This is a genomic window from Prescottella defluvii, from assembly GCF_000738775.1.
GTDB classification, from domain to species: Bacteria; Actinomycetota; Actinomycetes; order Mycobacteriales; family Mycobacteriaceae; genus Prescottella; species Prescottella defluvii.
Genome location: NZ_JPOC01000028.1, coordinates 36,796 through 50,086 on the forward strand (window position 1 = coordinate 36,796; position 13,291 = coordinate 50,086).

12 protein-coding genes are annotated in these 13,291 nt (G+C 68.8%); 6 read left to right on the forward strand and 6 right to left on the reverse strand.

The features are described from left to right. Nucleotides 1-24: 24 nt before the first annotated feature. Nucleotides 25-993, reverse strand: coding sequence for an IclR family transcriptional regulator (locus IJ15_RS0110960; RefSeq protein ID WP_081880688.1), 969 nt, complete (start codon nucleotides 991-993; stop codon nucleotides 25-27). A gap of 91 nt (nucleotides 994-1,084) precedes the next feature. Between IJ15_RS0110960 and IJ15_RS0110965 the strand changes: the two genes are divergently transcribed. From IJ15_RS0110965 to IJ15_RS0110980, 4 genes are all read left to right on the forward strand, one after another. Next, nucleotides 1,085-2,251: a hypothetical protein gene (locus IJ15_RS0110965; RefSeq protein ID WP_031938384.1), complete on the forward strand. Its 1,167-nt coding sequence runs from the start codon at nucleotides 1,085-1,087 to the stop codon at nucleotides 2,249-2,251. Nucleotides 2,252-2,254: 3 nt separating this feature from the next. Then, entirely contained in the window at nucleotides 2,255-3,037 is a 783-nt protein-coding gene (locus IJ15_RS0110970; RefSeq protein WP_031938385.1) for an SDR family oxidoreductase, read from the forward strand. A 49-nt stretch (nucleotides 3,038-3,086) separates the two neighbouring features. Beyond that, the gene (locus IJ15_RS0110975) at nucleotides 3,087-4,235 is read left to right on the forward strand and encodes a sulfotransferase family protein (protein ID WP_031938386.1); all 1,149 of its coding nucleotides are present in this window, start codon (nucleotides 3,087-3,089) and stop codon (nucleotides 4,233-4,235) included. Between the two features lie 116 nt (nucleotides 4,236-4,351). Continuing rightward, nucleotides 4,352-5,755, forward strand: coding sequence for an alpha/beta hydrolase domain-containing protein (locus IJ15_RS0110980; protein WP_031938387.1), 1,404 nt, complete (start codon nucleotides 4,352-4,354; stop codon nucleotides 5,753-5,755). Between the two features lie 334 nt (nucleotides 5,756-6,089). Here IJ15_RS0110980 and IJ15_RS0110990 read toward each other — a convergent pair whose 3' ends face one another. From IJ15_RS0110990 to IJ15_RS0111010, 5 genes are read right to left on the reverse strand one after another with little or no spacing between them, the layout of a single operon-like run. Next, nucleotides 6,090-6,959: an HAD family hydrolase gene (locus tag IJ15_RS0110990; RefSeq protein ID WP_031938388.1), complete on the reverse strand. Its 870-nt coding sequence runs from the start codon at nucleotides 6,957-6,959 to the stop codon at nucleotides 6,090-6,092. Then, nucleotides 6,956-8,065, reverse strand: a complete 1,110-nt coding sequence (locus tag IJ15_RS0110995) for a cysteine protease StiP family protein (protein WP_031938389.1) — start codon at nucleotides 8,063-8,065, stop codon at nucleotides 6,956-6,958. The genes IJ15_RS0110990 and IJ15_RS0110995 overlap by 4 nt, the downstream gene beginning before the upstream one ends. Beyond that, nucleotides 8,062-9,360, reverse strand: a complete 1,299-nt coding sequence (locus tag IJ15_RS0111000; protein WP_031938390.1) for a phosphoribosyltransferase domain-containing protein — start codon at nucleotides 9,358-9,360, stop codon at nucleotides 8,062-8,064. The genes IJ15_RS0110995 and IJ15_RS0111000 overlap by 4 nt, the downstream gene beginning before the upstream one ends. Then, nucleotides 9,357-10,514 (reverse strand): HpcH/HpaI aldolase/citrate lyase family protein, encoded by a 1,158-nt coding sequence (locus IJ15_RS0111005; RefSeq protein WP_051918762.1) that lies wholly within the window; start codon nucleotides 10,512-10,514, stop codon nucleotides 9,357-9,359. Before IJ15_RS0111005 ends, IJ15_RS0111000 begins: the two co-directional genes overlap by 4 nt. Before the next feature lie 29 nt (nucleotides 10,515-10,543). Further along, on the reverse strand, nucleotides 10,544-11,737 hold the full coding sequence (locus tag IJ15_RS0111010; protein ID WP_031938392.1) for a hypothetical protein: 1,194 nt from the start codon (nucleotides 11,735-11,737) through the stop codon (nucleotides 10,544-10,546). Nucleotides 11,738-11,903: 166 nt separating this feature from the next. Between IJ15_RS0111010 and IJ15_RS0111015 the strand changes: the two genes are divergently transcribed. Both IJ15_RS0111015 and IJ15_RS0111020 read left to right on the forward strand, forming a co-directional pair. Then, a complete protein-coding gene (locus IJ15_RS0111015) occupies nucleotides 11,904-12,479 on the forward strand; it encodes a TerD family protein (RefSeq protein WP_031938393.1) in 576 nt (191 codons plus the stop codon). Between the two features lie 186 nt (nucleotides 12,480-12,665). Then, nucleotides 12,666-13,244 (forward strand): TerD family protein, encoded by a 579-nt coding sequence (locus IJ15_RS0111020; protein ID WP_031938394.1) that lies wholly within the window; start codon nucleotides 12,666-12,668, stop codon nucleotides 13,242-13,244. Nucleotides 13,245-13,291 lie beyond the last annotated feature (47 nt).

Below are 13,291 nucleotides of genomic sequence, written 5' to 3' on the forward strand. Positions count from 1 at the left end.
CCGCACCGATGCGACATTCGGCCGTCAGGGGCACCGGGCCCGGACCGGCCGCCGCCCGCCGACCTCCGCGGTGACGGCGTCGGCCGCCGCCGTCAGGGCGGCCGCGCGCCGTTCGATCTCCTCGCTCCCGATCGTGGCGCCGACGTACAGCGTCAGGACCAGCGCCTGGTTCCCTTCGGCGTCGTAGGTGGGCGCGGCGATGAGGTTCACCGGATGCTCGCCGCCGTCGTGATCCTCCCGCGCCAGGTAGACGCGCTCGCCGAGGCTCGACACGACCTCGCCGAGCAGTTCGCGGATCTCGGGCGGGAGATCGCGCGTGACGACGCCGGCCATGAGTGAATGCAGCCGCTGCCCCACCGTCGTGAGCGTCTCCACCAGGTAGCCGGCATCCCGGCACTCGTCGACGACGCGGCGCAGGCGCTCACGATCCGAGCGGACCGGCAGCGCGGGTTCGCGCCGCAGCCACGCCTCCAGAGACTCGTCGCTGGCCCACAGCACGTACATCAGCCCGACGGGCGGCGCGAACGGGTACACCTGTCCGACGCGCGCCATCGTGGGCGCGCCCGACGGCGCGGTCACCTCGAGCACCGTGATCTGGTCGCCCACCACGGTCGACGCCGTGCAGGTGGTTCCGAATTCCGCGGTGAGTTCGTCGAGGCGTGCCCGCGCGATCGGTCCCATCGCGAAGCCGTGCTGCGCCGCCCGGCCGGCGGCGATCAGGGCGGGGCCGAGTCCGTAGACCTTCGATTCCGGATCGCGGGTGAGGTACCCGCCACCGACCAGCGCACCGAGGATCCCCAGGCAGGTCGGTTTCGAGATCTGCAGCGCCCGAGAAAGTTCCGAGAGCCCGAACCGTTTGTCCGGTCGTGCCACGAGGTAGTCGAGCACCTGGACGACGCGTTCGGTCGGCGGCGAGCGGCGACCGGCCTCCGCCGAACCTTCGTTCGGCAGGCCGATCCCCGGCCCCGCCACGCCGGAATCTCGCGAATTCATTGACCACTCCCTGGAACACGTTCTATGGTCGAAATCACATCAGGTCTACCACATGGGTACATATATGTACCACCACAAGAAGGAGCCGTCCGTGCTCACCGATCCCCTGGCCGAGGCCATCGCGGAGGCCGAGAAGCTGGTCGAGAGCGCCCCGCACATCCGGACCGAACAGGACCTGCTCGAGGGGTACCAGTACCTCGCCGGAGGCATCCTCGCCACGGTCCACGCCGCGTGGGCCACCGAGAAGACGCATCCGAACTTCATCCAGGGCACCGGTCCGTTCACGAAGATGGGGCTCGACAATCCCGACACCCTGTACTTCGGCGCCCGCATCAACGACGACGCCGAGTACATCGTCACGGGAACCCGTGGCACCACCGCCGACCTGAGCTTCCAGGTCCTGAGCGGCAACTACACCAACGCGAACGTGCCCGGCAGCGAGATCGCCTTCGACGACCGGGAACTTCACATCGAGGACGACGGCACGTTCGTCGCCACCTTCGGTCCCGGCCCGGCGGACGGGCGACGCAACCACTTCACGCTCGCGCCGGGTTCGACGCAGTTGGTGGTGCGTGAGGTCTACAGCGACTGGAGCCAGAAGCGGGGCAGCATCCGGATCGAACGCACCGACCGGATCGGTGTCCCGGCGCCGCCGCTCACGAAGGAGGAGACCGAGAAGCGGTTCTCCCGCGCCGGCAAGGCGCTGGTCAGCCGGGTCAAGACGTGGCTGCAGTTCCCCCAGTGGTTCTACGACAACCTGCCGGTCAACACGATGACGCCGCCGCGGCTCACCCCGGGCGGCCTGGCCACGCAGTACTCGTCGGTGGGCCACTACGAACTCGCCGACGACGAGGCGATGATCATCACGGTCCCGAAATCCGATGCGCCGTACCAGGGTTTCCAGCTCGGCAGCCTGTGGTACATCTCGCTCGACTATGTCGATCACCAGACGTCACTGAACAACACCCAGGCGCAGGTCGATCCGGACGGAATGATCCGAATGGTCCTGAGCGAGCAGAATCCGGGTGTGACCAACTGGCTCGAGGCACTCGGCCATCCGCGCGGCTACCTGCAGTTCCGGTGGCAGCGGACGTCGCGGGAGTTCACACCCGCCGACGGCCCGACCGTCGAGGTGGTCACGCTCGACGAGGTCGCCTCGAAACTTCCCTTCCACGAACACAACAAGATCACGCCGGAGGACTTCGCCGCCCGCATCGCGGCGCGTCGGGCCGCCGTCGCCGACCGGATGCTGGGGTAGACAATGACAAATCTTCTGCAGGACAAGGTGATCGTCATCTCGGGTGTGGGCCCGGCGCTCGGCCGCACCCTCGCGCTGCGCTGCGCCGAGGCCGGCGCCGACCTGGTGCTGGCCGCGCGTACCCAGGAGCGACTGGACGAGGTGGCCAAGGAGGTCACCGACCTCGGTCGCCGCGCGGTGACGGTGTCGACCGACATCACCGACGACGCCTCGGCCGCACATCTGCTCGCCGCTGCCACCGACGCGTTCGGCCGGATCGACGGCCTGATCAACAACGCGTTCACGGTTCCGTCGATGAAGCCTTTCGGCCGCACCGACTTCCAGCACATCCGGGACACGATCGAGCTGACGGTGCTCGGCGCGCTGCGCCTGACCCAACTGTTCACCCCGGCCTTGGCCGAGTCCAAGGGCGCGGTCGTCAACGTGAACTCGATGGTGCTGCGGCACTCGCAGGAGCGGTACGGCAGCTACAAGCTTGCCAAGTCTGCCCTGCTCGCAATGTCGCAGTCCCTCGCCACCGAACTCGGCCCGCAGGGAATCCGCGTCAATTCCGTTGCTCCCGGCTACATCTGGGGCGACACCCTGAAGAAGTACTTCGAGCACCAGGCCGAGAAGTTCGGCATCACGGTCGACCAGATCTACGAGCACACCGCCGCCAACAGCGACCTCAAGCGGCTTCCGACCACCGACGAGGTCGCGGCCGCAGTGATCTTCCTGGCCTCGCCGATGGCGAGCGCGATCACCGGCCAGTGCCTCGACGTCAACTGCGGCGAATTCCACCACTAGGAGTGAAACCGCGGAATGACCGGACAAACACAGAGAAACCCGGAGCACCATGACTGAACGCACTTCCGTCGGCACCGTCGAGGACCTGCACGCGTCCGCCACCCGGATGACCGGCCTCGAAGACTTCGGCACCGACGACTACACCGAGGCCCTCGGCGTACTACTCGACTCGTACGCCCGCGACGAGGATCTGACGCCGTTCGGCAGCAAGATCTCCCGAGTCTTCCTGCGCGGCGCGCTCGTTGCGCGACTCCTCAGCGAGGCGGCCTGGAAGCAGTTCCCGGAGCACGCCGACGTCCCGATCGAACGTCCGATCTTCGTCACCGGACTGCCGCGCACCGGCACCACCGCGCTGCACAGACTGCTCACCGTCGACCCGGCGCATCAGGGTCTGGAGATGTGGCTGACCGAGATGCCGCAGCCACGACCGCCGCGGGACACGTGGGAATCCAACCCGGTGTTCCAGGCGATCGAGCAGCAGTTCAGCCGGCACCACATCGATCACCCCGAGTTCATGGGCGTGCACTACATGTCGGCCGGCGAGGTCGAGGAGTGCTGGCAGTTGCTGCGGCAGACCTTCAAGTCGGTGTCGTACGAGTGCCTGGCGAACCTCCCGACGTACTCCGCATGGCTCGAGGGTCAGGACTGGACCAACGCGTACGCCCGGCACAAGAAGAACCTGCAGCTCATCGGCATGCCCGATCAGGAACGACGGTGGGTTCTGAAGAACCCGAGCCACCTGTTCGCGCTCGACGAGTTGATGGCCGTCTACCCCGACGCACTGATCGTCCAGACCCACCGCCCGCCGAGCACCATCATCCCGTCGGTGTGCAGTCTCGCCGAGCAAGCCACCGAGGGCTGGTCGAACAAGTTCCGCGGCGAGGTCATCGGCCGCAGCCAGTTGGACCTGTGGGCGCGCGGCCTCGAGGACTTCACCGCGGCCCGGGCGAACTACGACCCCGCGCAGTTCATCGACATCGACTACGGAGACTTCGTCGGCGACCCGTTGGGCACCGTCGAGAAGATCTACTCCCACTTCTCGATTCCGATGTCCGAGCAGGCGCACCGCGAGATGGCGGACATGCACGCCGAAAGCCGTTCCGGCAACCGCAAACCGGCACACCGGTACACGCTCGAGGAGTACGGGCTCACCGCCGCGGAGGTCGACGCGCGGTTCGGGGACTACGCCGGAGGCTGAACCGAGCGGGAGTCCCACCCAGCGAGACACCAGTGTGATCGTCGCCACACAAGAGCGTTAAGTTTCAGAAATGGGGGCTGCAACGGCGCAGCCCCTGCCAGAGAGGCTCGATCCGCATGTTCCTGCACGCAAGACGATTCGACACCGACCGCGACGGACTGCCCGGGGGGAGGCGCAGCGCTCCGGGGACTGCGACCTCCGTCGACCTGACCGCCGCCGGTTACACCGAGCAGGAGTTCTTCCTCAGCGGCACCGCCGCCGCGTACCGCGAGGACGGCCCGTGGGAGTCCGACGGCCGGTGGGGAGTGTCCGAGGCCGGGCAGGCCCCGTACCGGACGCGACTGCTGGTGCGGGCGCCGAAGGATCCGAGTCGTTTCAACGGCACCGTCGTCGTGGAGTGGCTCAACGTCAGCGGCAACATCGACGTGGATGTCGACTTCGGCTACATGCACTCCGAACTGCTGCAGGGCTACGCCTGGGTGGGTGTCTCCGCCCAGGCCGCAGGCGTCAACAGCACCGGCGGCAGCCCGCTGGGCCCCAACGTCGTCGGCCTCAAGGCATGGGATCCGCAGCGTTACGGGCCGCTGCACCACCCGGGCGACGCCTACTCGTACGACATCTTCTCGCAGGCGGGTTCGGCACTGCGCGCACCGCGCGGTGCCGAGCCGCTCGCCGGGCTGACCGTGGAGAAGTTGATCGCGGTGGGCCAGTCGCAGTCCGGGTTCCGGATGCTGACGTACGCCAACGCGATCCAGCCACGTGCCCGGGTCTTCGACGGACTCTTCGTCCACAGCCGCGCCGGATTCGGCGCACCGCTCGGATCGGGTTCCGGTATCGCCGCTCTCGATGGACCCGACGGCCCCGCGGTCGTCGCGCCCGCTCGGGTCCGGACGGACCTGGACGTCCCGGTGTTCCAGGTCGTCACCGAGACCGAACTGTTCGAACTCGGCGGTGGACCCGGCCCGCGGTCGTTCGTCGCGGCCCGCCAACCGGACACCGATCGCATCCGGACGTGGGAGATCGCCGGCACCGCGCACTCCGACGCGCACGCCCTGCGCATCCTCTACCCGCAGTACACCGCCCAGTTCGGCACCATCAAGGATCTGAGTGCGGCCATCCCGGTCGTCAACGACGGCCCGCAGGCGCAGGTCGTGTCCGCGGCGCTCCGTTCGCTCAACACGTGGGTGAACGACGGCACCGCTCCCCCGTCGGCCGCACCGATCACGACCACCGATACCGGCATCGTGCGTGACGAACACGGCAACGCCCGGGGCGGCGTGCGCACACCCCACGTCGATGTCCCGGTCGCGACGCTCACCGGCGAGACCGTCCACGTCCCGAACAACGGCGCCACGGTCGCGCTCGACGCGGATGCCCTGGCCGCGCTGTACCCGACCCGGGACAGCTACCTCGCACAGTTCGCGGAGGCCACCGATCGCGCGGTCACGGCCGGCTTCCTGCGATTCGAAGACGGCCGGGCCCTGGTCGCCGCCGCGCGCGGCACCGACGTCAGGGGCTGACGGGCGGCGTCCGGCCATGCCCGGCCACTCGACACCAACTGAACGAACGTTCGAACGTTTCGATCTAGGTCACCCACATCCGGCATCCGCCTGCTAACTTCTAGATCCAGTGGCGTCCAGCCACATCCACCAGCTCACTCCAGAGGATTGAAAATGGGTTCTTCCACGCTCAGCGCTGTCATCGACGTCATCAAGGTCATCCTCCCGCTGATCCAGCAGATCAGCGCGCTCAGCTGAGCATCGCCTCCACGTGAGGGCCGGGTTCCCCAGGGAGCCCGGCCCTTCCGTTGTTCCCGAGGCCGTCACGCCACTGCAGGGCCTCGGCCCCGGAGGTCTACGTGGGTGAGATCGACGGGTTCGACACGGCCGCCACGGCCGCGTCGTTGTCGGCGCGACGCAGGAACCAGCGCAGGATTTCCTCCCCGGCGGCGATCCCGCGGCCGGCCGTGACCGTCAGGTTGGGGTGCTGCCAGTCGAGCGAGTCGAGTTCGCCGTGCCGTGGCCGGATCGCGGCGTCGGCTGCGGCGAGCATGTCGGCGTCGAGCGCGCCGTCCCCGGCCGCGAGCGTCGACGCGTCCGCGGTGATGGAGCCGTCGGCGATCAGACGTCGGCGAACCTCGGCCACCGCGGAACCCTTCGACACCGCGTTCGGCATCGTGTAGATCTTGCGGCCCTGACGGGAGACGTTCCAGCCACGCGCACCGCACCATGCACCCCACTCGGCGAGGAAGGTGTCCGGCAAGGCGGCGAGATCGACCACCAGGTAGCAGAAGAGCTCGTCCGCGACCCGGCAGTTGCGGACCCACTCGTCGCTGATCCGCGAGCGCAGGGCGGCGGTGACCTCGTCGAGTCCGGCGCCCGCGCGCCGCGTGGCGTCGTCGATGTCGGTCCGCCACCGCACATCCGGGACGCCGTCGACGAGAATGTTGCCGCCGTTGCTGGTGATCGCGAACCGCCAGGGCCCGCCGGGCAGGGTGATGCGCCGGAACTGCGCGATCGTGCGGGTCGTCGTCGGAACCAGAACCGCGGCTGCGGCCACGGCCTCCAACAGTGCCGCCCCGGTCTCGGTGACGAACGACAGCGGCGCGCCGTCGTAGTGCTCGACACACCGCAGATCCGACTCGGTGGCCGTCGGATCCAGGCCCATCGCGGCCCGCGAATAGATCATCGTCCGATCCAGATCGGTGGCGACGAGCACGGTCATGTCACATCCTTGATCAGGCCCATACAGGAGTAGGCGAGGTCGGGCACCGCCTCGACCGGGACACCCCGGGCCGCTGCGAGCAGCCGGATGTGGGCGTGTTCGGGTGCATCGAGATCCCGCACCAGCACCTTCCACGGGACGCGGCGCAACAGCACCCGGGTGGTTTCCCCCACACCGGGTTTGACGTAGTTGACCGTCGAGATGTCGTACCGGGCGCGGATCTCCTCGACCGAGGCCCAGCCGGCCCAGGTGGGTGTGCGATCGCCGCGTCGGATCGCGACCGTCTCCTCCGCGACCGCGTCCCGGACATCGGCGAACCAGGCGCCGATCGAGTCGAGGAGGTCGTTGGACACGTCGGCGGCGGCGAGTTCGCGATAGAACTTGGCGCCGTGGAACTCGCCGGGGCCGATCAGCGCATCGTTGAGAACGGTGCGCGAGACGAGTCCGGAGACCGTGGAATTGAGGCACGCCGAAGCGATGAGGAAGTCGTCGCGGGTGCCGTAGGTGCGCGCGCACGAGCCGGGATCGGCCAGGACCGCGAGGTCGGGGTCGAACACCGCCCCACCCGCAGCGGCGTAGGCCGTCAGCGCCGCCTCGAGCTCCCGCGTGATCGCCCCCTTCCCGGTCCAACCGTCGACGAACACAACCGACGCCGGATCATGATGGGCAGCAAGATAGTCCAGCGCAGCGGTGTCGATCCCCCGATCGCGGACGATCGACACGGCGTAGTGCGGCAGATCGAGCCCGTGCGCGTGCATCGCCCACCGGCGCATCAGGATGCCGACCGGCGTGCCGGCACGCGCGAGGGAGACGAGAGTGATGTCGTGGCCCCGCTCGGCGAGCACGAGCTCGGTGACCACGCCCACCGCGCGGGCCAGACGCTCGGCGCTCTCCACCAGCACCTTGTCGAACAGTTCCCGGTACGGCGCATCCGGCTGGTACTCGATGGGCAACGATTCCGCGTAGTGCGCGCGGCCCGACTGGATGCGTCGCTCGCGTTCGGCGACGTCCGCCTCGAGATCCACCCCGGACAGATCCTTGAGCAACCAGCGGACGTCGGCCGCCGGGTACGAACCGAAGTCGGGGCCGGTCAGCGGCGCGGTCACGCGGGATCCTTCCGCGTGTGGGCCAGCACCCGCGGATCCGACGCCGGCACCACCGCGAGCAGGACGTCGTTGCCCGCGCCGGTCAGCACGTCGAGGAGCCCGCCCGGGCGGCGCATCCGATCGGTGTCGGCGGGAGAATCGGCGACGACGATCAGCAGCGGACGGATCGTCGGGTCGTCCGGCCAGTGCGCGTTGTACAGGTACCGGGCGGCGGTGTCGTCCGGTTCGGGTGCGACGAAGGTGTATCCGCGACGCAGCGGGTAGCCGGGCTCGTCGAGCACGTGAGCCGGTGAGCGCGTGGTGGTCTGGAACCGAACCGCCAGGCCGCGCTCCGCGAGCGCCGCGGCCAGTCGCAGCGGGAGGTACATCAGTTCCTCGTGACCGATGACGACCGCGGGGCGGGCGTGGTCGACGCGGCCGGCCACCTCGGTCGCCGCCGCCTCGATCGCGGCGTCGAAGGCCGCCGCATCGGAGTGCAGGAAGCCGTGCCGTCCGCCGTCGGGCACCGCCGCCGGCCACGGCACGTCGATGCGCTCGACCGTGCCCCGGTCCCCCGAGGTCGGATTGAGCACCGGGTCGGGTAGGGCGACGACCCGCTCGATCAGCCCCTCCGGGAGGACGGTTCGACCGCTCGCGAGGCTGACGAAGTCGATGGTCACTCCGAGATCGGCGGCGGCGGCATCGGTTCGGTCGCGATGCCCGCCGGTCCGCATGTCGACCAGCGACGCGACGACGTAGCGGTCCCGGGGATGACGGGCGTGCAGGGCCCGAATCGCGTCGATCGCGGTTGCGCCGGTGGAGATCTCGTCGTCGACGAGCACCAGCGGACCGCCGTCCGCCAGCAGGGTCGGCGACGTGGGTTGCAGGAGGTGACTGGTGGCGTGGGAATGCCCCTCCTCGAACCCGGCGAAGGTGTCGGCCCCGGGCACGTCGCGCCGGGTGGAGTGCAGATAGCAGCGGGCCCGCAGCCGCGTCGCGACGCAGTGACCGAGACCGGTCGCCGTCTCGGCGAACCCGAGAACGGTGACGTCCAACTGGGATTCGTCACTCGCGGGGACTCCCAGCGCGGCCAGGACCAGGTCGCCGAGCCGGTCACCGGCCGCGATCACGGCATCCGGCGCGGTGGGCAGGTGCTTGCCGAGGACCGTCGACACCAGCAGGTGCGCACGACGCGGATTCCGGCGCAGGCCCGGTTCGACGAGCTGGGGGACGGTGTAGCCGGCCTCCGAGTCGAGATGGTCGAGTGTCAGACCGAACTCGCGTGTCGCCCACGGCTGGATCGGCGCGGCCGTCACCGGGCCACCAACGCGGTCAACAGGTCGACGAACGTCACACCCTTGTTGGTGACACCGAAGACCCTCGCGCGACGCAGCGTCGCCTCAGCCCAGTTCCGGTGCGGGCGAACCTCGTTCATCTTGTTCCTGTATCCCGACGCCTGCACTCCGCCGACGTCCTCGCCGCCGAGGATGTCGAGTGCGTCGTGGTATTCCTCGTGGGTGACCGCGGACAGCGCATGGACCGCGGCGACGTGCGACGGGTGGATGACCGTCTTGCCCTGGATACCGTTGGCCCGATCCAGTGCGATCTCCCGCAGCAGCCCGTCCAGGTCTCGGCTGACGAGTTGCTGCCGGAAGAGCACCGCGTCCTGCTCCGCGAACGGGGTGGCCCGGAGCATGGGCCGGAACATCCGCTCGTGATCGGCGAAGTACTCCCACACCGGCCCGGTGATGACGAACCCGCTCCCGTCCGCACGTCCCAGGTAGTTCACGACGTCGGCGATGACGTCGACGACCACCCGGACGTCGTAGATGGTGAGATCCCGATCCCGGCGGATCCCGAACGTGCTGCACATGTCGGTCGCACCGATCCGCACCGCGAGAACGCGGTCGCGGTGGCGGCCGAGCAGTTCACTGACCGCGTGCAACTCGATGTCGCGACTCTGCCGGTGCACCAGCTCCGGAGACTCGAGCACCGGCATCACGTACAGGTGCTTGCCGAGCCGGTCGGACGCGCCCGCGATCTCGTCGAGGAAGGCACCGCTCGCGCTGGTGAACTTCGGGACGACGAAGCCGGTCAACGCGACGACGCCGGTGGTGAGTGCATCCGCGATCGCCCGGATACCGCCCGGCGTGCGGACCCGGACGAACAGCAGCATGTTCGCCGCCACGGTCCCGGCGAGTTCGTCCAGCGTCGCAACGACATTGGCCATGCCCGCCTCGACCTCGTCGTCGGCGACGGCGTCCTCGAGGTCGAGAACCATCGAGATCACGCCCTCGTCGCGGCGACGCAGGATCGTCGCGGCGAGGTCGTCACGTGTGGCCGGAACGTACAGCGTCGCACCGAGCGCGACGGCCAGCAGCTCCCGGTCCGCACTGTCGTCGAACACCTCGGTCGGGTGCAGGAACAGCGCATCGGCGGTCGCCGGGTCGAGATGATGGAAATGTCTCATCGCGCAGGACTCGGTAGTGGTCCCCCATGTCATGGTGTGGCGGCCTGCCCTCTCATACGTTGCACAATTCCAGCGACGAAACTCGACACGGCGTCGAGGTCGGTGACGTAGGCCCAGTAGTCCGGATGCGTTCCGGTCAGGCGGTCCGCGGCGCGTTCGATCCGGTCCATCTGGGCGTCCAGCGCGGACCCCCACTCCGCCGCCAGACCCGAATTGACCGCCAACAACTGGGCGTCTCGAAGCCGAAAGCGTACGGCATCGACCCGCGCGCGCGGGTCGGCACGTACCTCGCGCAGCAGCCGAAGCCGATCGGTCACGGCGTCGACCAGGCCCTCCGCATCCGCCAGCGTCGCACGCACTCTCGCCGTCAGGTCCAAGGCGAGGTCGGGGTCGCCCGCAGCGAGCGCCGACTCGGCCTCGACGAACAGCGCCTGGGAACGATCGATCAGTCGAACACTCTCGCGGTCGTTGCCGACCAGGTCGTCCGAACTCGCGGCGTTGAACTCGCGCAGGATCGACGAGTACGCGGGGCCGAGGTCGCCGGCCCGGTGCCGCACCGCGGCGATCCGGGTCGTCACCGACGACAGCGCCTGGCGCGCCTGGCGCTCGCGGTCCGGCGCGGCCGACAGCGCGGACCCCAGTTCGGCCACCGCGTCGTTGAGTCGGGCGGCCGCGTCGCGGACCCGATTCACGTCGTCCTGGGCGACGGCACCGGCCAGGAGCAGCGAGGCCTCGTCGATCGCGGCGACACCGGCACGGACCGAGGAGTAGCCGGCATACGGGCCCGCCGCGCTCCGCCGCGCCGCCTCGGCGGCGGCCTGCGCCTCCGCGGCGATCCGCGGGATCGCGTCGAGCAACGACGCGGCATGCTCGAGGTGCGCGCGGTGCGCGCCGTAGAACCCGTCCACCCGATGGGCGGCGTCGATCAGTGCACGCGTCGTCGCATCGACCTCCGCGACCGCGACCCGACCGGTGTCGGCGACGTCACACAGCTCGAGGTATCGGGTACCGACCTCGTAGCAACCGTCACGCACCGACTGCCACTGCCGGAGGATCCCTTTGTCCGGAAACAGCCGATTCGATGCGGCAACCGACGACTCGGCGATACGCTGGCGGCCGTCCAGGTCGAGGAACGCTGCGGTCATGGCATCGCGGGCACGGCGAATCGCCTCGTCCTCGTCGCGGGACTCTCCGAAGATCCGCCCCGACCATCTGCCGGCCACCGCTGCATCGTACTGGATTTGCCCGTATCGACGACGTGACGCTGGGCGCAGCGGCACGATGTCCGACGCACCGCATATTGTGGTGTTGCACGATCCTGAAAACGGCATTTCGGGCACGCGGCCGAAGGTTGGTGCCTGGATTCCACACCACTGAAAGGACTCCTCGATGGGTGTCAGCTTGACCAAGGGCGGAAACGTCTCCCTCACGAAAGAGGCGCCGAACCTCACTGCAGTTGCAGTCGGTCTCGGCTGGGACGTGCGTAGCACCACCGGTACGGATTTCGACCTCGACGCCAGCGCGATCGGCGCCGGCGCCGACAAGAAGGCCGTCTCCGACCAGCACTTCGTGTTCTTCAACAACCTGCGTTCGCCCGACGGCTCGATCGAGCACGCCGGCGACAACACCACCGGTGAGGGCGAGGGCGACGACGAGGTCATCAACGTCGATCTCGCTGCCGTTCCGGCGAACATCGAGAGCATCTTCTTCCCGGTCTCGATCTACGATGCCGACACCCGCGCGCAGTCGTTCGGCCAGGTCCGCAACGCCTACATCCGCGTCGTCGACCGCGCCAACGGCAACGAGCTGGCCCGCTACGACCTGTCCGAGGACGCCTCGACCGAGACCGCGATGGTCTTCGGCGAGCTGTACCGCCACGGCGCCGAGTGGAAGTTCCGCGCGGTCGGCCAGGGCTACGCCTCGGGCCTGGCGGGCATCGCCCGCGACTACGGCGTCAACGTCTAGTCGTTCCACTGCTTCACCTCCGCACACGGCCGCGGGATCTGGACACCGATCCCGCGGCCGCGTGCGGCCGGAACTGAACCTCCGACGCGACAGGGGGCCGGACATGTTGCACTCCAGCATCTTCCGTTCCCTGTACTCGTCCATGTTCCGGTATCCACGATCCGCTGCCAACAGAGGAAACAGACCATGAGCGTCACGCTCGCCAAGGGGGGCAACGTCTCCCTCTCGAAGCAGACCGACAACCTCACCACGATCGCCGTCGGTCTCGGCTGGGACGAACGGGCCTCCACCGGAGTCGCCTACGACCTCGACGCGTCGGCTCTGCTGACCGGCGCGACCGGCAAGGTCCTCTCCGACCGGCACTTCGTCTTCTACAACAACCTGCGATCGCCGGACGGGTCGGTCGAGCACACCGGAGACAACCTCACGGGCGACGGCGACGGCGACGACGAGGTCATCAACGTCGACCTGATCGCCCTGCCGACCGAGGTGACCAGCATCTTCTTCCCGGTCTCGATCCACGATGCCGATGCGCGCGGCCAGTCCTTCGGGCAGGTCCGCAATGCCTTCATCCGCGTCGTCGACCAGAACACCGGAATCGAACTCGCCCGCTACGACCTGTCCGAGGACGCGTCCACCGAGACCGCGATGGTCTTCGGCGAGGTCTACCGCCGTGGCGCCGAATGGAAGTTCCGCGCCATCGGGCAGGGCTATGCGTCGGGGCTGGCCGGCATCGCCCGCGACTACGGCGTCAATCTCGGCTGACCGAGTCACCACACTGACGCCGGCCGCCGCGGTCGGCGACCCTACAG